Consider the following 19,357-nt stretch of genomic DNA (forward strand, 5'->3'; position numbering starts at 1 on the left):
GATGAGGGAAGCCGGCGAGTGGACCCGGCCGGCGCGGGGCCCTGTAGGGCAGGGCAGGGGTGATTCGTTACGCGGCCAGCGGGTAGGTTTCGCCGTTTGCCGCAGCGCGCAGGACGCGGATCATTTGCTCGCACATGGCCGGCACCTGGTCGGCGGCGTAGAGCTTCGCGCCGCGCTCGGTGCTGACAGGTTCGAAGCCGAGCTGGCGCAGGCCGTCGGCGCTGATGCACAGCGGGCCGATCAGGGCGCTGATCTCGCCGAGCTTGATCTTCTTGCCCTCTGCTGCCCATGGCGCGGCATCGCCAACAAGGTCGGCAACGGCCTCCATGTAGGGCTTCTGCTGGACGACCGGCGCAGGCTGCGCGGCGACCTCTGCCGGCGCAGTGGCGGCGACCGGCTCGGGAGCAGGTGCCGGCGTGGCCACGGCGACGGCTGCCGCCGCATCCCGCGCCGCCTTTGCGTCCTTCTCCTGCTGCAGCTGAGCGGCACGCGCCTCTTCTTCCTTGCGGATCTTTGCGCGCTCGTCGTCCAGGCGTTGCTGCTCAGCCTGCTGGTGCGCCCCGATGCGAGCCGCGACCAGGTTGCGCAGGTCATCCGGCGCCTTCGTGGCGCACAGCTGCACCCGATCAGCGAACAGCGTCGCGTGTAAGGCATGCTCGTTGAGGATCCCGACGTTGACGCGGATCCGCTCGGCCAGCTGGCTTGCGGCGATCTTGATGTTCGCTGCCGTCGTGCTGACGGCGTCTTCCATGCTGGTGAACGACTTCCTGCCCTTGATCGATGCGCCCAGCTCTGCCGTTACGGCCTGCGCCGGAAACGCGATCGCGTGCTGGCCCATGGAGGCGTTGATCTGGTCGTAGTGGTCCTGCACGTTGGTGCGCCCGGCGTGGACAATCTCGATCCGACGCTCGTCCTTCCGCTTGCCGACCAGCTTCTCCAGCTCCAGGCGAATGCGGCGGGTCTCGGCCTTTACGTCGTCCACGGTGCGGAACATGGCGTCGATGTCGGCCGTCTGGCTCAGGGCGTGCGCCTTGGCTGCGTCCAGCTTCTCTTCCACTGCCTTCGCCCACTTCACCGTCTGCTCGGCATCGGCGAAGTCGTTGTCGGTCTGCAGGTTGCGGTTGATACCGCTCAGCACGCCGATGGCATGGGCACGGAAGTCAGCGAGGTTGCTCGCAGTGACCATGCCCTGCAGCTCGATGCGCAGCGCCGGCAGCTGGTCGGGGGCTTTGCCCACCACAGGCTCGGCGACCGGCACGACCTGGTAAGCGCACACGTCCGCCTCGAACTGCTCCCAACCGGGCACGATCCGCTCACGCAGCTCGGGGTTCGGGTAGTACCAGCAATGCCGTTCTTCAACGAGCTGCCATTCTTCCGTCTGCGGGTCCTGCTTCCACTCCGAGGCCATGAACAGCACGCGCTCGGCCTGGCTGACCATGCACTGCTGCTCCATCTGGATCTGGTGGTAGAGCGGCAGGTCGGTGCCAACGCAGTCCGGCGTCATGCAGGCGCGCAGAATGGCATTGAGCGTCTTGTGCTCGAACGCAGTGTCCTCGAGCAGGGTCAGGCCGTCGAAGCTGGCGGACAGCTTCCCCTGCATACCCACGCACGGATAGAGGTCCTCCCCGACGATGTCCTCAGCCAGCGGGCGGGCCAGTGCTTCGAACTGGTGGCCGTTGTCGAAGATCTGCTGAAGGAACCAGCTGATCTCTTGGGCCACTCCAGTGGCGCGGACCTTCAGCAGTTCGGAGCGGCTGATGTTCGGGAACTCGCCCAGCATGATGGGCGCTTCGCTGGCATTGAGGTGGTCAGCGCGGTGGGCATGCCATTCGGGCGTGCCTTGGATCAGGTTGACGGTACGCATGATCAGCGCTCCAACGCAGTCTGGGTGAGGCCGCCGGCAGCAGCGGCGACGTCGCTCTGAGGCTCGCCTTCGTCTTCATCCTTCGGCGGATTCCGGATTTCCTTCAGCTGCTCGGCCGTGAATCGCGCCTTCGTCTGGAGGGTGGAAATAAGCTCTTCAGCCGACTTACGGCCGCTGGCGATGATGTCCCACCACTTCGACAGGTTCGCGCTGAAGTCAGCATCGGAGTACAGCGGCAGCGCTTTCTCAGCCGTGCCGGTGATGGCAGGGCGGTTCTGGCTACTCACCTGGGTTGCTTCCCCGTTGGAGATGTCCATCACCTCTTCAGCGATGGGCATGCCACGCAACACGTCGGGGAAGACGTCGCGCAAGGCGAAGGCACGGGCACGCATCTGGCGCATACGCTTCGGATACTGGGTCCACGGACCCGCCTTCGTGTCCAACCCCGCCTTTTTGGCATCGTCGATGCTGAAGGTGCGGAACTCTTCGGGCTCCCCGCGGCGCTTGACCCGGCACACGGCGGTGTGACCGTCGTCCGATTCGGTGACGTACTCGCACAGCGGGGAGCTACGCACCAGGGCGATCACCGCATCACCCCACAAGGAGGGGCGACCATTGATGATGGCCAGGTTCTGGATAGCCTGCATCGGCTTCAGACCGAGCTCGCTACCCCACTGGATGGCGATGAAGCAGTTGTCAGGCTTGCCCTTGAAGTCCTTCGGGACAAGGTCGCTGTTAGCGAGATAGTCACAGAACTGCAGGGCCTGCTCGAACGTCTGCGGGCTCAGGTCGAACTGCTGGCGTGGCTGGGCAGCGAGCGTGGTTTGCGGTTGGGCTACAGCGTTCATCGAATGTCGTCCTTGCGGATGTTGATGCGGGTAAGAGGGATCGAGCGGCGGAGGGCCTTCCGGGCTTCCAGCTGGTCGGTGAACTGCTTCCACACCTGGTGGACCTCAGCGACGGTGCGGTAGCCGAAGAAGAGGGCACCGACGCCGCCAACCAGGACGAAGCTGTCGGCGTTGCGCGGGCTGGCCAGCAGCGCAAGCGCGAGGCAGAAGGCGAACAGCACGGCGGCGATGAAGGCCGGGGTGAGCAGACCGACGGGATGGCGGCTCATGCGGGCACCTGCTCGAAATGGCCGGAGGTGCGCACCCACTTGTGGACCGCGTCGTTCGGGTCATACCCGTGGCCGGTGCGGTAGTTGTAGTTGGTGACCGTGTCCTCGAGCATTGCCCACCACGCGCCATCAGGCTTGTTCGCTGCGGCGATGTGCATGTCGTTCAGCTCTTCCATCAGCTCCGGATGGAGCGGCTTTTCCTGACGTTTCCTGTTCACTCGAATGCTCCTGTCTGCAATGCCATGCGCCGGCGGCGGGCGCGCTCCCAGATGCGGTTCTGGGCCTCCTTGGTGCATCCGGCGGCGACGAACTCGCGAACCGTCTCTTTGACGTCCAGACCGGAGCGCGATGCCGCTGCGCGCACGCTCTCCAGCAGGTACTTCTGGCTGGTGGTCTGGATGGGGAAGGCGAGGACCTGGGCGCTCATGCGACACCTGCCTTGGCATAGGCGCGTCCCGGCGGATCGACTTCAATCCAGTCCCCGCTCGCGATGGGGCGGCGGAAGTCATGAGCAAAGTGATCCTGCTGCCCGCTGTTGTTGTGGATGATCGAGGTGCCGTCGGACAGGACCTCAACGAAATCGGTGTAGTCACCGAAGCCCGCGCGATTGCGGTAGCACTTCGACGTGATAGCGCTCATGCGGCTTCCTCCAAGTCGCTGTTTCCGCGCTGGATGGCGTCGGCCTGCTGCGCGAAGGGGTTCGGCAGCGCCCGGCAGGTGTCGATCAGGCTTTGGCGGCGCTTCCGGGACGACTCTTCGTCGGCGAGGCCACGGGGGTAGCTCAGGCCACCGGTCGTGGAGATCTCGTCCGGGAAGCCGATCATCGCCAGTTCGTGCCGGCGCGCTGCCTCCCAGGCCATCTCGTCCGAAGCACCGGCGAACGTGGCGGCGCGGTAGGCCACTTCGATGCCAGGCATGCGCAAGCCGGTGGTCTGGAGGTTGGCCAGCAGCACGGCGCGGTTATGGCGCTCCTCGCGGACTTTGGCTTCCGGATGCAGTTCGGTGATCGAGGCCATGTCAGCACCCCGGTCCGAAGGTCCACCCGAAGACCAGTGCGCCGAAGCGCAGGCCAGCGGCGGTGGTGAACACTGCCAGTGCGTAGACGGCTGCGACGGGCTGCCACAGAGGGCGAGCCTGCCTTGCCTTTCGTGTTGTCTGCGACATGTCGTTTCCCTGTCACCAGCGTCGTGCTGGGGCGATGACGGGATTAAACAACACGTTTAAACGTGAGTCAACATGATGTTTAATTTATTTTCGTCGATTCCTACGGGAGGCAAAAAAAAGCCCCGCACTTGGCGGGGCTTCAAAGCCGGCGCTCTAAGGCTTCAGCGGCACTCCTGAGCAGCCTTGACCGAAGCCGACACGCCGAGCGCATTGTCGAATCTGGACCGCAGCACGATCCCTGTGGAGCCGGCGGAGCTGGGCGTCACTTCGACCACCAGGACAGGCTGCGCGAAGCTGGTCATGCGTAGCACGGTCGCCTTGCCGTCGCGCATCAGAGTGACAGGAGGGCGGATCGCAACCAGCTTGGGGTTGAGGCACCCGATGTAATCGTCCACGGAGCGCGTGCTCTCCAGGGTCAGCAGCGGCGCCTTATCGCGCAGCATTACTTTGTCTTCGCGCGCAGCGGTCGCGCAGCCGGCTAGGGCAGAAGACAGCAGGAATAGGGGGATGATCAACTTCTTCATAGACGCTCCATGTTTACGATCTAGATCAGGCAACCCAGTTGCAGGTCAGACCTTTGATGAGGCCCTTCTCCACGAACGGAACGCCCTCGTGCACGCACTCAACGGCGCACTCGACGGTCGCCAGAAGCGCTTGCAGCGCCTCGTCAGTCAGGCACTCCATTATCCCCGAGACTTCCATCGTCTCCTGCCTCACTAGCCATGCGAGCGAGTACAGCTCGGACAGGTCGCGGATACGGGAATACAGGACATCTCGCTGAATTGCGTTTAGCCCATCGTTCGCTTGTTCGCCTACAACCCGTAGTCGGCGGACCTTCCGCCCGGTGCGTGCTCCCATTGCATCGGCAACAGCCTGTGCCATTTGCCGCAAATCCTGATCCTTATCGGTCATCCCCACTCACCCTCCTGTTCTGAACTTGGCGATGACGCTCTTGCCAGCCGTTGCCAAGTCCCGATCTCCCTCCATGCCGCGTGACCAGTGCTCCATGACCTCCGCGGTAGCGATGTCTATGAGCCGATCACGATCAGCATCTGGGATTGGATCCAGAACCATGTCATCGACGTAGTCAATGAGCCTCACCGTGGTGGCGATGATCTGACGTTGCAGTCCCGCAGGGTGAGACTGAGCCGGCGCGCTGTTCACGAACATGGGTTCGGCGCCTTCCAATATCCACGTAGAGCTGATGCCAAGGGCCTGCTGCGCCTTCGAGGCACCGACCGCGCTTACGCCCCGTGCCTCCCAGTTCTTTACCGTCTGAGGGGACTGGCCGAGCGCCCTGGCGAGCTCAGATTGAGTCGCAACAGGGTGGGGCAGAGATCTGGCGGCCGCGTAGAGGCGGGCTGCGGACGGGTTCATGGTGGCCATTGCCAATTGTCCCGTTACTAAACGGCGCGTTGTTACACGAGATGTTGACTCATGTTTAAACGCAGTGTTTAATGCGGGCATGAACGCCAACTCCAAAGTAGAGCTTCATCCCGATGCCGCCCTGATCGACCGTCTTGGCGGGCCGACTAATGTTGCTCGTTCGCTGGGGTACGACCTGCCGCGCGGCGTCCAGCGCGTGCAGAACTGGAAGTATCGAGGCATCCCCCCTTACACCCGCTTGGCGCGTCAGGACGTGTTCGGTCCGGCTCCCGGCTTGGTACATCGTGCAGCCAATGATGCTGAGAGCGAGATGGGGCATGCGGCCTGAGGAGCTAGGCGGCTGCATCGTCTTCTCCCCATAGCCAAAGGACCTGCCCGCCGCCCGAAGGCACCGGGCCTAGGTCGGGAAGGGCAAGGGGAAAAGCCTTGGGCTTCCCATCGACCCTTCGCAGCACGAACGGCTTCCCGCACATGCGGACCAGCGACACAACCTGATTCACCGACTTCCCTGAGTTGTTCATGTCCATGGCGCTGATCTTGCGCTGGCCCAGCAACCCCTTCCACGTTCACGAAGCGACCCAATGAACATCATCGACGCTGCCCATAAGACCGTAAAAGACTCGCCCGGCGGCGCCGAGGCGCTGGCTACGCGACTGATCACGACCAACGACAGGGGCGAAGAAAAGCCCATGTCCGGCGCCGTTCTCCGCAACAAGGTCAATCCGAACAACACGACGCACCACGTCACGCTCAAGGAAGCGAGCGAGATCATGGACCTCACCGGTGACCACCGCATCCTGGTCGCGCTCGCCGCTGAGCATGGCTACGGCCTGCATCGCCTCGAAGCACCCGAGAACGCCGGTTGCCTCACCAGCACCATCCTGGCTACCTCCGCCAGCAAGGGCCAGTTCGCGGAGGTGCTGAACAACTGCCTCAAGGACGGGCTGATCACCGACAACGAGTTCGCACAGCTTCAGTCGGCGGCCAGCGACGTGCAGGCCGCGATGATCATGCTGATGTCCCGCCTGCGCGAGGCCAAGGGCCAGCGGGGTGTTCTGTGAGCCGCCTCGAAAACGACATCCGCGCGCGCGAGCCCGACCGCCAGAAGATGCAGGCGAAGCTCGACGCATTCCTGGCCAAGGGTGGCCAGATCCAACGGCCGGGAGCGCCATCACCCATCAAGCCCATATCGATGCGCGACTACGGCGACATCACGTGGGCCCGGAGGAATGAGCAATGAGCCACCTTCCCGCACGCAATACCGATCCGGATACGAGCCATGAAGCCGCGCGCGATCTCGTGGATTCGGGCACGCAGGCCCAGCAGCAGGCCCAGGTGGCATCAGCGCTGCGCCAGCATCCGGGCCTGACCAGCCGCGAGCTGGCTTTCTCCGCCTGCCTCGACCGCCACATGGTCGCGCGCAGGCTGCCCGAGCTTGAGGCCGAGGGCCTGGCCGTCCACGGTGCGCCCCGTATCTGCAGCATGAGTCGCAAGCGCTGCCAGACCTGGCTGCCGGTGCTGGACCGCGCCGATCAGGTGCCCTTGGCTGCCTGACATGAATTACTACGAACGCCACCTAGGCGATTACGCCAAGGACACAGGGCACCTCAGCCTGCTGGAGCACGGCGTCTACACGCTGCTGCTGGACAGGTACTACGCGACCGAGTGCGGCATCCCGGCCGAACAGGCTCATCGCATTGCGCGCGCCCGTTCTGTAGATGAGCGCACTGCAGTCGATGTGGTCCTCGCGGAGTTCTTTCGTTTGGAGGAAAACCTCTGGGTTAACGGTCGCGTTGAAGAGGAGCTCGAGAAGGCTCGCGGCCGCATTGCCACTGCGCGCGAAAACGGCCGAAAGGGCGGCAGACCCCCGAAAAAGAACCGAGACGAAACCCAAGAGAAACCCAGCGGGTTTCCGGCGGGTTATGAAAATGAAACCGGATTGAAAGCTCACCAATCACCAGACACCACCTTTACTCCAGATAGATCTCAGCAAGCACCAGAGATCTCTGAGGTAGCGACCTTGGCGGGGCAGGCGTGCTTGCTCATGCGCCGAGCTGGTTGCCACACGACGAACCCGAGCCATCCGGATCTGCTGGCCGCTCTCGAGGACGGCGTCACGCCGCAAGCCCTGAGCGACACCGTCACTGAGGGCCTGAGCCGCGCACCACCGGTGGCCAAGCCCTTTGCCTGGGCGATCAGCACCGCCCGGGCCCGCCACGCCGAAGGCCCCAAGCAACCACCGCAGAACACCGGAACCCATCATGGAACACGTCGCCTCGCTCCTGCCGACCAAGTTGAGCAGTTCATCCGCGCCCGAGAGCAGGGCGGAAACGTCATCGACGCCACGTCTGCAATCGCAGCACGTCATGGATCAACTCTGGAAGCACATGGCACAGATCTACGGCCACAAGTGGACGAGTGGGTACACGGCGGATCCGGCGGGGGCAGCGGCGAAGACGTGGTCGAAGGGACTTTCCGGGTTGTCGGGAAGGCAAATGGCTGACGGCCTGGCCGCCTGCATTGCCACTGCGGATCCGTGGCCGCCGACGCTGCCACAGTTCCGGATGATGTGCCTGGGCATCCCGCCGTTCGACGCGGTGCGCGCCGACGCTGGCCAGCAGGACGGCTTCACCCGGCTGGTGTGGCAGTACCTGGACGGACACCGCTATCGGCTGGCCAGCGCCGACAAGGCCGACAAGCTGCTGCAGGCCGCCTACAACCGGGCGAAGGAGTTCGTGATGCGCGGCGGTGAACTGCCGCCGGCGCCGGTGGCGGAGATCGAGCACGAGGTGCGGCATCCGGTTCCGGCAACCCGCGACCAGGTCGCCCGCCACATGGACGACATCGCGGACCTGCTGGGAGTCGCGGATCCAGCGCCGGAAGTGCAGGCCGCTCCGGCGATCGCGCCGGATGAGGTGCGACATGCCGCCTGAGGTCAGCAAAGAGCTGCTGCTGCGCGCGCGCCAGACCGGCCGCTACATGCGCGAGGCGCACAAGCCGCGCAGCTCGGTGCCGCTGTACGAGATGGGCACCGCCGGCCACATGCAGCGCAAGGAATGGGAGGCCGGCTGGGATCAGCGGGATTACGAGATGAAACTGGGAGTGGCTGCATGAGCGACCTTACCCATGCGGACTTGGTCAAGATTGCCGGTCGCTGGCTACGCAATACCGCAGGTTGCCCGGTGGTGTTGGAAGAGCTGTGCGCAGCGACGGCCAACGGAGAAAACCCGGATGCCATTGGCTGGTACACCGGGCGTTCGATGCTCATCGAATGCAAGGTCAGTCGCTCGGACTTCCTCGCTGATCGGAAGAAGCCGTTCCGCGCGGAACCTTCGAAAGGCCTTGGCCTGTACCGGTACTACATGGCCCCGAAGGGCTTGCTCCGTGCAGCCGAGATGCCCACCGGCTGGGGCCTTCTGGAGGTTTCAGGGAGGCGTGTATTCCTGACCTCCGGGCACGAGCCGAAGACCTGGCACCAAGGTCACAACCCATGGGCATTCGAGCGCCGTTTCCACGAAGGCGAGATGCAGATGATGTTGTCGGCCATGGCCCGCATCAAGGTGCGCGTCGGTGCAGCGGAGTTCCATTCCATGCTTCACCAGCGGCTTATGCAGCCAGCGCCGCAACCGAGCACTCGCGCGGCGGAAACCGCTGCCGCGTGGGCGGCCGTCCTTGCGGAGAAAGCAGCATGAGCGCGATCCAGCCCTCCGACTGGCAGGACCGCGGCGAGGGCATGATGACGACCAAGCAGCAGCGCATGCTCAACGCGATCTGCGGCGACTTGGCCGCCGGCCTGTCCTGGCACGGCCAGCGCCTCACGAAGGATGACTGGCGGCACATGGTGGCCGGCATGATGCTGGGCTGGCGCCTGATGCCTGCCATCGACCGGGGGCAGGGCGCGCCTGGTCACATCATGCTGGGCGGATCCAGCATGAAGCTGACGAAGTCGCTGGCGTGCGACGCCATCACTGTGCTGGTGCATATCGGCGACCACCCGGAAGAGCAGGGCATGCGCGCGCGGCCGGTGCGGTGGTCGGACACGGTGCTGCTGGGGCTGGGTCACAATCCGCGCGATTTTCAGGAGGCTGCGTGATCGGTATCTCTTTCGGCATGTGCAGGCCAACCTCTGGCGATAACTTGCACTGCTTCCTGAGCGGCTATTACTTTTGGCAGAGACTCTTGTGCGAGGTCGTCGATGTACTTCATCTCGCTTGGTCCGAATTGCTCAGACGTCTTGCAAGCGTCAAGGTAGTTATGCAGTCGGTTAGCCGCGTCGGTCACCGTCAGCAGTGCCTCGGCCGCAGTGGGAATATGCATTGCTTCAAAGGGGCGATGACGGATATCGAGGTTTGGGACAATAAGTTCGTATTCCTCGGCGGGGGAATCGGCTGGCCCGTGTCGGATGATTGCTTCCAAGACCGATTCGAAGTTCAGCAGCTCGGGATGGAGAGATATTGCTGTTGCTCTCGACCTGAGCAAAGCCTGAGCTTTCTCATTCGCCAGCGAGCTCTCTGCTTGGGAGCGTCGATCTTCGGCAGCCCTGAGCTTTTCTTCCAGAAGCGCAGCATCTGCCTTTGCTTTTTGCTTGGCTGCGCGCGCGTCTGTGTTGTGTTGCGTGATAAGCGCAATTGCAAAGGTGACGACCGTAAGTCCGGCTTGAGTCCATGTAGCCCATTCGCTCTGCGAGATGCAAAACGAGCCATAGAACCAGCTGCAATAGTTGACCGGATCGGCCATGTCACTTCCCCTGTGTCGATGCAAGTGATTGTAGGTCGGGGGTGCGGCTGATGCACAGCAACTACCGCGACCGCGCATTGCTGGACGCCGTCTATCAGGTCGAGTGCACCCTGCAGATCGAGAACTGTTGCGAGGGCGGCTTCGGCGAGCCCGCGCACAGCAACCAGAGCCGGCACGGCAAGGGCGGTGCGCTCAAGGCGCACGATTGCTTCGTGGCGGCGGGCTGCAGGGCATGCCACCGCGAGCTGGATCAGGGCCGCCGCTTCACCCGAGAAGAGAAGGCCGAGATCTGGCAGCGCGGCCACGAGCGAACGATGCTGGCCCTGTGGCAGAGGGGTTTGATCCAGGTGGCGGCATGAAGTCCTCAGCGTCCCCTAAGCACTGCGTCGTCTGCTAATGCTCTCTTCTTGTAATAGGCGGAGCACTTGGGATGGTTCTTATGTGCGACTACGTCGTTGGATTCGGCGCGCTCACATATGGAAGCAAGGCGACCGCTCCGCGCTACTGATATCGCGGTCGCTGCCGTTATGCCCGCAGCTATCGCCGCCGCAGCCGATAGGGCGAGAATCCACTTCCTGTTGCTTTTAAGGCCACCAGGCCTCGTTAACGCACCCCGGAACCGCACCACAGAAACCACAACCATGCTCCCAGCCACGTAGATACACGCTGCCGCTGCGAGATTTTGGAATCCAAACGCAACAGCGTCTGGGCTGTACATCACATAGGAGCCAAACGCAGTGAGGCCGACCACGATCGCCAGGTCTGATATCAACGAAACGACTGGGTCATACGCACTTCCTGTCACCTTCTCGGGAATCCTGTCCATGGTGTTCACAACGGAGTGTTTTCAGAGATTCTACCCGGCTGCCAGCCGTCGGGCCGGCAATTATTTCACTTTAAGGAGTGCAATTTGATGGCTGACCGCCGCGAGATGCTGGCCCGCCTGAACCCGCAGACTGTGCGCTTTGACGTGGGGCATGGCGGAGGCACGCCCAGTCTGACGACGTCCGATATCGCTGCCGCGCTGGGCATGGTCCCGGCCGGCCTCGGCCGCGAGGTAATGGAGGCGGTGTACCTGCCCGACGGCGCCATGCGGCACCGGCCGAAGCTCGCCGAGGCGGTGCTGGCCATCGTCCGGCCCGAGTTCACCCGCCGCGCGCGGGCGCTGGCTGAAGCGGAGGATGACCTGAGCTTCTCGAAGGAGATGGTCAGCCTCAGCCGGCGCAATCTGTCAGATGCCCAGCGACGGATCCTTCGGGATCGGGAGGCTGCGGTGGTGCTTGCGCGTAGCAGGGCTTGGCCGAGGAACACTTACCACCACCTCTCCCGCATGGTCGACGCTGTGGTGATGGAGCTAGCCAGCGGCAACCGATGCCCGACGTGCATCGGGGCCGGCATCGTCAACGACATGGGCTGCAAGGATTGCAGGTGCACCGGAATCGAGCCAACGCCGGACCGTCGCCGAGCGCTGGCAATGGGCACCGACTCTCCTGCCTACATGCGTAGGTGGAAGCCAGTCTACGAATGGCTGCTGGCTGAACTGAACCATGCGGGGGAAGTGGCAGCAAAGCAGCTCTCCCGCGCATTGAGCAATGCCGAGCACGAGCCGAGGTCACGTGCTGCATAGCGTTCGAGAATATTGTCTTGTTGGAGCAACGGGAATCCGTGTAATTTCACCACTATCGCGAGACTTGGCCGCCGGCCAAACTCATCAGCCCCGCCATCGAGCGGGGCTTTTTTTTTGCGGGCCTGGCCGAGTGGCTAAGGCATCAGCCTTCCAAGCTGACCACATGGGTTCGATTCCCATGGCCCGCTCCATCTACGCCCGCTTCCCCCACACCGGATCAACCCTCGTGCCCAGCCGGGAGCGGGGCGGGCACCCATACCCCGAGCGAGGTTCTGCCCTAGGGCGGTGATCGCTCACCCACACCGAGGCGCGCATGGCTCAGATCACACCCCAACAGGCTGGCGGCGTGAACGTCGTGGCCTTCCTCGACATGCTCGCTTGGTCCGAGGGCACCGATAACGGGAGGCAGCCCACGAGGGACCGCGGCTACGATGTGCTGGTAGGTGGACAAATGTACACCGACTACGCAGATCACCCCCGGGTGCTCGTGGACCTCCCCAGGCTGGGCATCCAATCCACTGCGGCTGGGCGCTATCAGCTTCTGCGCCGCTACTTCGACGCCTACCGCAAGTCGTTGGGCCTCAAGGACTTCACCCCGCTGAGTCAGGATCTGATTGCCCTGCAGCAGATCCGGGAGCGCAGGGCGCTTCCGCTGATCCAAGCCGGCAAGATCGCCGAGGCTATCGCTGCGGTCCGGAACATCTGGGCCAGCCTGCCTGGCGCCGGGTATGGGCAGCATGAGCACAGGCTGGATCAGCTCCTTTCCGTGTTCGCCCGGGCCAAGGCAGCTGCTGAGCGGGGCCAGCCCGCCGATTTCACCAAGGTGACGTTCAGCGTCGATTCCACCGCTGAGATTGTGAGGGCGGGAACGTCCAAGGACGGGACGAAGTGACTGAGCCCGTAAGCACGCTCAAGACGGTCGTGGGCACCTTTACCGCCGCGGTGGTGGGCCCGGCGACGGCTGATGCCCTCCGGCAGGCCGAGCGGGTCATCCTCGGCGTACCTCAGTCAGTGCTGCTGGTCGCCATCGCCGGTGCACTCATCGGCGTGCTGCTCCTTCCCGAGAAGGACGCAGAGCGGGTCTCTGCCGATGCAGCTCGCCCGCGCGGGCGCCGCTGGATGCAGAGCGGCACCCGCCTGCTGGCCTTGGCCGTCGCGGTGATCGCATACGCAATTCTCGCTGCCTGGGTCATCGCTGTCGCAGGCTTTTGGTTCCCCTCACTCGCCGGTGCGCCCCAGCTGCCGCTGGCAGGCATCTCCGGAGTCGTCATTCGCCGCCTGCTGCCGAGCTACCTCAAGCTGGTAGAGCGGGCGACTGGCGCAAATGGAGGCACGTCCCCATGAACAGCGTTCTGCAACTGCTCTCCGCCCTCTGGGCCCTGATCGTCGGCTGGCTTACCGGCATCGTCCGGTGGCTGAGAAAGCCCGGCAGCCTCGTGAAGGTCTTCTGCGCCGTACTGGCGTTCGGTTGTCTCGTTTCCGGCTTGACCGCCTACGAGCGGGAGCAACGGATCCAAGAGCTCAGCGCGCAGGTGGTCAAGGTCAAGGCCGACTGGCGTGCGGATGCCGACCGCCTGCAGGCCGACGTGGACGCGAGGGACGCCCGGCTTGCTGAGGTGGCCACCACACTGCGAGAAGAGGCCGAGAAGCTTGAGCGCCTCAGAGCGGAGAGCGCGCAGGCGCTGAATGAGCTGGCTGGAAAGATCGAGGCATCCGAGAAGGATGCATCCACCTGGCGCGAGCGGTACGAGGGGCGCCCCGATACATGCCAGGCAGCCCTGCAGCTGTTGGACTCGGCCTGCCCGGCTCTGAAGGGGTACTGACATGCGCATTGTTTTCGTCGCGGTACTGGCCAGCTTGGCCGCCTGCAGCAGCTCTCCGCCGAAGGCGCCCCCTTCGGCGCCGGTGCCTGCGGTGGTTAAGGTCCCTGTCGCCACCTATGTACCCATCCCGGCACGCCTGACAAGCCGTTGCGTCTGGTCACGCGAGGGGGAGCCCTCCCAGGTGTTCGCGGTGAGCAATGGTCGCCGACGCTGCCTTCTGCAGTACGAGGCCCAGTTCGACGCCGTCGAGCAGGTGCAGGGGAAGCCTGTGCCGAAGTAGGTGGGGAGCTCCACTCCTTCCTGATGCGGATTGCCGCGAGGGCACAGCTGAGGAAGTAGTAGGTGGCACGGGCAGTGTGGTGGAAGTCTTCAAGGTTCATGGCGGGTGGGAGGTTCCTGTTTGGTTATACGGGTCCCAAAACTCGCGGGCTTGGGCAGGCATAGGGTTCCGCCCGACGTGATTACATTCCACTTGCGGAATTTCCGCTCAGAACCGTTTTTGATCCCGAGGTTGTAGATGGCCAAGCCGACCGACAACAAGACCGGCCGGCCCGATATCGACTGGGAGCGCATTGAGGCGGACTACCGCGCAGGCCTCCTGTCGGTGCGTGAGATAGCCGCCGAGCATGGGATCACCCATGGGGCGATCAACAAGCGCGCCAAGCGTGACAGCTGGACCCGGGATCTTGGGGCGAAGATCAAGGCGAAGGCCGATGCCCTGGTATCCAAGGAGCAGGTATCCAAGGAGGTATCCACCGAGGCCAAGCTATCCGAGCGGATACTGGTGGAGGCCTCCGCGAAGGTCATTGCCGACGTCAGGCTCAGTCACCGCAAGGACATCGCCAGGGCTCGCGCCTTGGCCATGTCGCTACTGGAAGAGCTTGAGTCGCAGACCGGGCACGTGGAATTGGTCGAACGACTGGACGAGCTCGTCGAAGCGCCGGAGAAGCTCCAGGCGCTCTACCGCGGCGTGACCAGCCTTCCCGGGCGTACCAAGACCATGAAGGACCTGGCCGACTCGTTGGCCAAGCTGGTCGGCATGGAGCGGGACGCCTATGGCATAGAGGGTGGTAAGGAGCCGGCCTCGGCGCCGCAGGGCACGGGGGTGGCGATCTACCTGCCCGCCAACGGGCGATGAGCCTGCGGCCTCAGGAGGGCCCGCAGGAGCGGTTCCTGTCCACGCCAGCCGATATCGCCATCTACGGAGGCGCGGCAGGTGGCGGCAAGACGTTCGGCCTGCTGTTGGAGACGATGCGGCACACCGAGATCTCCGAGTTCTCCGCCGTCATCTTCAGGCGCAACGGCACGCAGATCACCGCACCGGGCGGCCTGTGGACGGAATCAACGAAGCTCTACCCGCTGCTGGGGGCTGATCCGCGCACATCGCCGCACGCGCAATGGACGTTCCCGTCCGGCGCTCAGGTGCAGATGCGCCACCTGCAGTACGACACGGACGTCAACGCGTGGCAGGGCTCTCAGATCCCGCTGATCTGCTTCGATGAGCTGACGCACTTCACGCGTGCCCAGTTCTTCTACATGCTCAGCCGCAACCGTTCCACGTCGGGCGTCAAACCCTACGTGCGGGCGACCTGCAACCCCGATGCCGATTCGTGGGTGGCGGAGTTCATCGCCTGGTGGATCGACCAAGAGAGCGGCCTGCCCATCCCGGCCCGGGACGGCGTAGTCCGCTACTTCACCGTGGTCAACGACTCTGTGGTGTGGGGTGACTCCCCAACCGAGGTGGTCGAACGCGCAGGGCTGAAGTCGGTAGCTGGCCTGGCCCCCGAAGCCCTTGTGAAGTCTGCAACCTTCATCGCTGCGAGCGTCTACGACAACAAGGCGCTGCTGGATGCCAACCCCGAATACCTTGCCAACCTCATGGCGCTGTCCCGCGTAGAGCGTGAGCGGCTGCTGGGAGGCAACTGGAAGGTGCGCAAGACGGCCGGGAGCTACTTCCGTCGGACAGACGTCGACGTGATACCGACGCGGCCGAATGATGTCGTCGCATGGGTACGCCGATGGGATCTGGCTGCCACCGAGCCGAGTGAGGTGAGCCCCGATCCTGACTGGACGGCGGGCGTGCTGATGGGGCTGCGCAGCAACGGCAAATTCGTCGTTGGCGATGTGGTCAGGGTGAGGGAGCGGGCCGCTAAGGTCCGCCAGCTCATCCAGAACACCGCTCTCATGGACGGGCGCGGCGTGCGCGTGGTGGTTCCGCAGGATCCCGGCCAAGCCGGCAAGGACCAAGGCGAAAGCCTGGTGATCCAGCTCGCCGGAATGATGGCGAAGGCGGTCCGCGAAACCGGCGACAAGGAGACCCGTAGCGAGCCCTTCGCGGCTCAATGGCAGGTCGGCAATGTCGAGGTGGTCCAAGGGCATTGGAACAAAGACTACTTCGACGAGCTCGAGGTCTTCCCTTCGAAGCAAGCCGGTATCCATGACGATCAGGTTGACGCCTCCTCTGGCGCCTTCAACGAGCTTTCAACCGGCTCCTACAACATTGGGAATGCACTGTAATGGCGAACGTGGCCACCAAGATCAGGGACGGTCTCGTCAACCTGGTCAGCAACCTCGGCACGCCGCGTGACAAGGCAGCCTCGTCCTTCTACGGGCGGCCGCTCTTTACCGATGACGAGGGCTCGAACGCCTACCGTGGTACGTGGCTGGCCCGCAAGATCATTGATATCCCGGCGCTCGACAGCTGCCGTAAGTGGCGCGGATGGAGTGCAGACCAGAAGCAGATCAGCGCGATGGAGGCCGAAGAGAAGCGCCTCGGGGTTCAGCAGAAGCTGTTAGATGCACTGATCCGCGCCCGCCTCAGCGGGGGCGCTGCGCTGTACATCGGGACGGGTGACTCAAATCCCGTGATGCCGTTGAGGCCAGAATCAATCGGTAAAGGAGGCATCCGACACCTCAACGTGTTGTCTAAGCGCGTGCTGCAGGCGGGTGAGCTTGATCGTGATCCCGAGTCGCCAGGGTACGGTCGGCCTGCCTACTACACCCTCAGCAGCGGCGTGGCAGGCACGGTCCGGATCCACCCCTCCCGCTTGGTCATCCTGCAGGGCGCGGCTAAGCCTGATCCGGAGCTGGATGCAGGGGACGGGTGGGGTGACTCGGTGCTGATGGCATTGAGCAAGGCAATCAAGGATGCGGACAGTAGCTCGGGCAATATCGCGTCGCTCGTCTTCGAGGCCAAGGTCGACGTCATCAAGATTCCGCGCTTCATGGCGATGCTGGCGGATCCTGTCTATGAGCAGCAGGTCCTGCAGCGGCTTCAGCTGGCAGCTATGGCCAAGGGCATCAACGGCGCCCTGTTGCTCGACAAGGACGAGGACTACGAGCAGAAGACCGCCAACTTCTCGGGCCTGACAGACGTGCTGCTGGCCTTTATGCAGCTCGTGTCCGGAGCTGCAGATATTCCAATCACGAGGCTTCTAGGTCAGTCACCTGGCGGGCTCAACGCCAGCGGCGATAACGACATCCGGAACTACTACGACCGGATCAGCTCGGGCCAGGAGCTGGTGCTGAGCCCCGCTCTGCAGGTCCTGGATGAATGCCTGATCCGCTCCGCGCTCGGCACCCGTCCCAAAGAGGTGTTCTACAACTGGCGCAGCCTGTGGCAGACCACCGACAAGGAGCGGGCCGACATCGGCAAGACCACCGCCGAGAGCATCAAGATCGTTGCGGAGACGAAGCTGATCCCCGACGACGTGATGACCACGGTGGCAGTGAACATGCTCACCGAGGCAGGCGTGGCGCCCGGTCTGGAATCGGAAATGGCCGAGTACGCGCTGTCGGCGCCCGAAGGCGACGATCCGGACGACGACGAAGATAGGCGGGCAGCGGCCACGCCGGTTGCCGATGCGGCACCTCGCTCGCTGTATGTCCACCGCGACGTTCAGAACGTCAGCGAGATCGCGGCCTGGGCGAGGGGGCAGGGCATCACAGACCTGCGCGACGACCTGCACGTCACCATCGTCCACTCCAGCCAAGCATTCGACTGGATCAAGGCGGGCAACGCCAATGACTGGGGTTCGGACGGCAGGGATGAGCTGGTGATCCCCGAAGGTGGCCCGCGCGCGGTAGAGCCGCTGGGTGGCATGTCGGCGGTGATCCTGTTCGCTTCCTCCCAGTTGGTCTGGCGCCACGAAAGCATCATCCGCGCGGGTGGCTCTCACGACTTCGAGGACTACACCCCGCACATCAGCCTCACAAAGGCGCCCATCGATCTGAGCAAGGTCGAACCGTACCGAGGCCGCATCGTGCTCGGGCCGGAAATCTTCGAAGAGATTCGCGAGGACTGAACCATGCTTGATTGGCTGAAACGCCTGATCGCCGGCCGTGAGCTGGCGGCGCTGGAGCGCTATCGCCTGGCCTGCGGGCTCGCGTGGCGCTGGAACGGTCAGATTCCCGCCTCGGCCAAGACGGCGGAATGGATCCGTGACGTCGGGCAGGGCGAGCGCGGGATGGATATCGAGCGGTTCCGCGAGGAGCTGCTGCGGGAGGTAGCGAAACATGTTCCTTACTGATCGTGTCTCGGTGTCGGCTCCCCGCCGCACCGCAGACGGCTACCTCGTGGCCGACGTCAAGGTCGCCCGCACAGGCGTGCAGGATTACCTCGGCAGTGAGCTGGGAAAGCCCGACATGCCCATCGTCAGGCTGTACCGGCCGCCGGAAGAGGTCTTCTCGAAGGACGCGATGACCAGCTACGCGTATCGCCCGGCAACGGTCGATCACCCGGCGCACATGGTCGATTCGAGCACCTGGAAGGCGGTGTCGGCTGGCCAGACCGGCGGCGAAGTGGTCCGCGACGGCGAGTTCGTCCGGGTGCCGCTGGTGCTGATGGATGGCGCGGCCATCAAGGCCTATGAATCGGGCAAGCGCGAACTTTCCATGGGCTACACCGCCGAAATCGTCTTCCGCGATGGAGTCACGCCCGAGGGCCAGCCCTACGACGCGGTGCAGACGAACCTCCGCATGAACCATCTCGCCCTGGTCGACAAGGCCCGTGGCGGCGCACAGCTTCGCATCGGGGACGGGGGCGCCCCTGGTGCTCCGGATCCCGGCCCCCATCACCACCAGAAGGAACCAACCATGAGCGACAAGACCATCCTGGTCGATGGGCTGTCCGTCGTGACCAACGACGCCGGCGCACAGGCCATCGGCAAGCTGCAGGCGCAGCTGAAGGACGCGCAGACCGCGCAAGCGTCCGCTGACCACACCCACCAGGCGGCCATCGCGGTCAAGGATTCCGAAATCGCCAAGCGCGATGCCGAGATCGACTCCCTGAAGGGCCAGGTGCTCAGCGACGCGGCGCTGGATCAGCGCGTGCAGCAGCGCGGCGACCTGATCGGCAAGGCCAAGGCCATCCACGACGCCGACTACAGCGGCAAGACCGATGCGCAGGTTCGCGCCATCGCTGTGGCGGCCAAGCTCGGCGACGCAGCCGTGGCCGGCAAGCACGAGGCCTACGTGGAGGCACGCTTCGACCACCTCTACGACAGCGCCAAGCCGCGCGACCCCGTGGCGCAGGCGATGCGCGACGGCGCCTTCCAGCGCACGCCGGTCAATGACAACGGCTGGGCAGCTTCGGTTGCCGGGCTGGACTACCGCACCGCTGGCCACAAGGAGGCCTAAGC

General features: G+C 64.1%; 31 protein-coding genes, 1 tRNA gene and 1 pseudogene. 21 read left to right on the forward strand and 12 right to left on the reverse strand.

Translation table 11 applies throughout. The annotated features are described in order from the left end of the window. Positions 1–67 precede the first annotated feature (67 nt). From IFT58_RS10285 to IFT58_RS10330, 10 genes are all read right to left on the reverse strand, one after another. Positions 68–1,864, reverse strand: coding sequence for a hypothetical protein (locus tag IFT58_RS10285; protein ID WP_192094702.1), 1,797 nt, complete (start codon positions 1,862–1,864; stop codon positions 68–70). A 2-nt stretch (positions 1,865–1,866) separates the two neighbouring features. Further along, complete coding sequence (locus IFT58_RS10290; RefSeq protein WP_192094704.1) at positions 1,867–2,712, reverse strand: recombinase RecT; 846 nt, start codon at positions 2,710–2,712, stop codon at positions 1,867–1,869. Further along, positions 2,709–2,981: a hypothetical protein gene (locus IFT58_RS10295; RefSeq protein ID WP_192094705.1), complete on the reverse strand. Its 273-nt coding sequence runs from the start codon at positions 2,979–2,981 to the stop codon at positions 2,709–2,711. The genes IFT58_RS10290 and IFT58_RS10295 overlap by 4 nt, the downstream gene beginning before the upstream one ends. Next, positions 2,978–3,199: a hypothetical protein gene (locus IFT58_RS10300; protein WP_192094707.1), complete on the reverse strand. Its 222-nt coding sequence runs from the start codon at positions 3,197–3,199 to the stop codon at positions 2,978–2,980. The genes IFT58_RS10295 and IFT58_RS10300 overlap by 4 nt, the downstream gene beginning before the upstream one ends. Continuing rightward, the gene (locus tag IFT58_RS10305) at positions 3,196–3,408 is read right to left on the reverse strand and encodes a hypothetical protein (protein WP_192094709.1); all 213 of its coding nucleotides are present in this window, start codon (positions 3,406–3,408) and stop codon (positions 3,196–3,198) included. Before IFT58_RS10305 ends, IFT58_RS10300 begins: the two co-directional genes overlap by 4 nt. Further along, on the reverse strand, positions 3,405–3,620 hold the full coding sequence (locus IFT58_RS10310) for a hypothetical protein (RefSeq protein WP_192094711.1): 216 nt from the start codon (positions 3,618–3,620) through the stop codon (positions 3,405–3,407). Before IFT58_RS10310 ends, IFT58_RS10305 begins: the two co-directional genes overlap by 4 nt. Beyond that, positions 3,617–3,997, reverse strand: coding sequence for a hypothetical protein (locus IFT58_RS10315; protein ID WP_192094713.1), 381 nt, complete (start codon positions 3,995–3,997; stop codon positions 3,617–3,619). Before IFT58_RS10315 ends, IFT58_RS10310 begins: the two co-directional genes overlap by 4 nt. Before the next feature lie 309 nt (positions 3,998–4,306). After that, the gene (locus tag IFT58_RS10320; protein ID WP_192094715.1) at positions 4,307–4,669 is read right to left on the reverse strand and encodes a hypothetical protein; all 363 of its coding nucleotides are present in this window, start codon (positions 4,667–4,669) and stop codon (positions 4,307–4,309) included. Between the two features lie 25 nt (positions 4,670–4,694). Further along, positions 4,695–5,057 carry a hypothetical protein gene (locus tag IFT58_RS10325; RefSeq protein ID WP_192094717.1) on the reverse strand — a complete coding sequence of 121 codons (363 nt, stop codon included), beginning with the start codon at positions 5,055–5,057 and terminating at the stop codon, positions 4,695–4,697. A gap of 6 nt (positions 5,058–5,063) precedes the next feature. After that, positions 5,064–5,531 (reverse strand): transcriptional regulator, encoded by a 468-nt coding sequence (locus IFT58_RS10330; protein ID WP_192094718.1) that lies wholly within the window; start codon positions 5,529–5,531, stop codon positions 5,064–5,066. Between the two features lie 79 nt (positions 5,532–5,610). Between IFT58_RS10330 and IFT58_RS10335 the strand changes: the two genes are divergently transcribed. The 9 genes from IFT58_RS10335 (at position 5,611) to IFT58_RS10375 (ending at position 9,624) form a co-directional block, all read left to right on the forward strand. Further along, the gene (locus tag IFT58_RS10335) at positions 5,611–5,859 is read left to right on the forward strand and encodes a hypothetical protein (protein WP_192094720.1); all 249 of its coding nucleotides are present in this window, start codon (positions 5,611–5,613) and stop codon (positions 5,857–5,859) included. A gap of 253 nt (positions 5,860–6,112) precedes the next feature. Next, complete coding sequence (locus IFT58_RS10340) at positions 6,113–6,592, forward strand: phage regulatory CII family protein (protein WP_192094722.1); 480 nt, start codon at positions 6,113–6,115, stop codon at positions 6,590–6,592. Beyond that, on the forward strand, positions 6,589–6,771 hold the full coding sequence (locus tag IFT58_RS10345) for a hypothetical protein (RefSeq protein ID WP_192094724.1): 183 nt from the start codon (positions 6,589–6,591) through the stop codon (positions 6,769–6,771). Before IFT58_RS10340 ends, IFT58_RS10345 begins: the two co-directional genes overlap by 4 nt. Further along, on the forward strand, positions 6,768–7,085 hold the full coding sequence (locus IFT58_RS10350; protein ID WP_192094726.1) for a winged helix-turn-helix domain-containing protein: 318 nt from the start codon (positions 6,768–6,770) through the stop codon (positions 7,083–7,085). Before IFT58_RS10345 ends, IFT58_RS10350 begins: the two co-directional genes overlap by 4 nt. A gap of 1 nt (position 7,086) precedes the next feature. Beyond that, positions 7,087–8,034 (forward strand): DUF1376 domain-containing protein, encoded by a 948-nt coding sequence (locus tag IFT58_RS18655; protein WP_197974591.1) that lies wholly within the window; start codon positions 7,087–7,089, stop codon positions 8,032–8,034. After that, entirely contained in the window at positions 8,027–8,464 is a 438-nt protein-coding gene (locus IFT58_RS10360) for a hypothetical protein (RefSeq protein WP_192094728.1), read from the forward strand. Before IFT58_RS18655 ends, IFT58_RS10360 begins: the two co-directional genes overlap by 8 nt. Then, positions 8,454–8,645, forward strand: coding sequence for a hypothetical protein (locus IFT58_RS10365; protein WP_192094730.1), 192 nt, complete (start codon positions 8,454–8,456; stop codon positions 8,643–8,645). The genes IFT58_RS10360 and IFT58_RS10365 overlap by 11 nt, the downstream gene beginning before the upstream one ends. After that, positions 8,642–9,223 carry a hypothetical protein gene (locus IFT58_RS10370; protein ID WP_192094732.1) on the forward strand — a complete coding sequence of 194 codons (582 nt, stop codon included), beginning with the start codon at positions 8,642–8,644 and terminating at the stop codon, positions 9,221–9,223. The genes IFT58_RS10365 and IFT58_RS10370 overlap by 4 nt, the downstream gene beginning before the upstream one ends. After that, the gene (locus IFT58_RS10375; protein ID WP_192094734.1) at positions 9,220–9,624 is read left to right on the forward strand and encodes a recombination protein NinB; all 405 of its coding nucleotides are present in this window, start codon (positions 9,220–9,222) and stop codon (positions 9,622–9,624) included. Before IFT58_RS10370 ends, IFT58_RS10375 begins: the two co-directional genes overlap by 4 nt. On the opposite strand, the gene IFT58_RS10380 is transcribed toward IFT58_RS10375, so the two are convergent. Then, entirely contained in the window at positions 9,609–10,268 is a 660-nt protein-coding gene (locus IFT58_RS10380; protein WP_192094736.1) for a hypothetical protein, read from the reverse strand. The two genes, IFT58_RS10375 and IFT58_RS10380, sit on opposite strands and share 16 nt — an antisense overlap. Before the next feature lie 50 nt (positions 10,269–10,318). On the opposite strand from IFT58_RS10380, the gene IFT58_RS10385 reads away from it, so the two are divergent. After that, positions 10,319–10,627, forward strand: a complete 309-nt coding sequence (locus IFT58_RS10385) for a hypothetical protein (RefSeq protein ID WP_192094737.1) — start codon at positions 10,319–10,321, stop codon at positions 10,625–10,627. A 5-nt stretch (positions 10,628–10,632) separates the two neighbouring features. Here IFT58_RS10385 and IFT58_RS10390 read toward each other — a convergent pair whose 3' ends face one another. Next, positions 10,633–11,094: a hypothetical protein gene (locus IFT58_RS10390; protein WP_192094739.1), complete on the reverse strand. Its 462-nt coding sequence runs from the start codon at positions 11,092–11,094 to the stop codon at positions 10,633–10,635. An 87-nt stretch (positions 11,095–11,181) separates the two neighbouring features. On the opposite strand from IFT58_RS10390, the gene IFT58_RS10395 reads away from it, so the two are divergent. From IFT58_RS10395 to IFT58_RS10445, 11 genes and pseudogenes are all read left to right on the forward strand, one after another. Continuing rightward, a complete protein-coding gene (locus tag IFT58_RS10395) occupies positions 11,182–11,895 on the forward strand; it encodes a hypothetical protein (protein ID WP_192094741.1) in 714 nt (237 codons plus the stop codon). A 116-nt stretch (positions 11,896–12,011) separates the two neighbouring features. Continuing rightward, positions 12,012–12,086, forward strand: a tRNA-Gly gene (locus IFT58_RS10400). Positions 12,087–12,208: 122 nt separating this feature from the next. Then, positions 12,209–12,667, forward strand: a pseudogene (locus IFT58_RS10405) (glycoside hydrolase family 104 protein); the annotation flags it as partial. 116 nt (positions 12,668–12,783) lie between these two features. Further along, the gene (locus IFT58_RS10410) at positions 12,784–13,239 is read left to right on the forward strand and encodes a hypothetical protein (protein ID WP_192094745.1); all 456 of its coding nucleotides are present in this window, start codon (positions 12,784–12,786) and stop codon (positions 13,237–13,239) included. Next, on the forward strand, positions 13,236–13,718 hold the full coding sequence (locus IFT58_RS10415) for a hypothetical protein (protein WP_192094747.1): 483 nt from the start codon (positions 13,236–13,238) through the stop codon (positions 13,716–13,718). The genes IFT58_RS10410 and IFT58_RS10415 overlap by 4 nt, the downstream gene beginning before the upstream one ends. A gap of 1 nt (position 13,719) precedes the next feature. After that, the gene (locus IFT58_RS10420; protein ID WP_192094750.1) at positions 13,720–13,998 is read left to right on the forward strand and encodes a hypothetical protein; all 279 of its coding nucleotides are present in this window, start codon (positions 13,720–13,722) and stop codon (positions 13,996–13,998) included. A 237-nt stretch (positions 13,999–14,235) separates the two neighbouring features. Further along, positions 14,236–14,856, forward strand: a complete 621-nt coding sequence (locus IFT58_RS10425; protein WP_192094751.1) for a hypothetical protein — start codon at positions 14,236–14,238, stop codon at positions 14,854–14,856. Further along, complete coding sequence (gene terL / locus IFT58_RS10430; RefSeq protein ID WP_192094753.1) at positions 14,853–16,235, forward strand: phage terminase large subunit; 1,383 nt, start codon at positions 14,853–14,855, stop codon at positions 16,233–16,235. Before IFT58_RS10425 ends, terL begins: the two co-directional genes overlap by 4 nt. Continuing rightward, complete coding sequence (locus IFT58_RS10435; RefSeq protein ID WP_192094755.1) at positions 16,235–18,022, forward strand: phage portal protein; 1,788 nt, start codon at positions 16,235–16,237, stop codon at positions 18,020–18,022. The genes terL and IFT58_RS10435 overlap by 1 nt, the downstream gene beginning before the upstream one ends. 3 nt (positions 18,023–18,025) lie before the next feature. Beyond that, entirely contained in the window at positions 18,026–18,247 is a 222-nt protein-coding gene (locus IFT58_RS10440) for a hypothetical protein (protein WP_192094757.1), read from the forward strand. Further along, a complete protein-coding gene (locus IFT58_RS10445; RefSeq protein ID WP_192094759.1) occupies positions 18,234–19,355 on the forward strand; it encodes a DUF2213 domain-containing protein in 1,122 nt (373 codons plus the stop codon). The genes IFT58_RS10440 and IFT58_RS10445 overlap by 14 nt, the downstream gene beginning before the upstream one ends. The last annotated feature ends 2 nt before the right edge of the window (positions 19,356–19,357 follow it).

The organism is Stenotrophomonas sp. CFBP 13718 (assembly GCF_014842145.1).
Taxonomy (GTDB): domain Bacteria; phylum Pseudomonadota; class Gammaproteobacteria; order Xanthomonadales; family Xanthomonadaceae; genus Stenotrophomonas.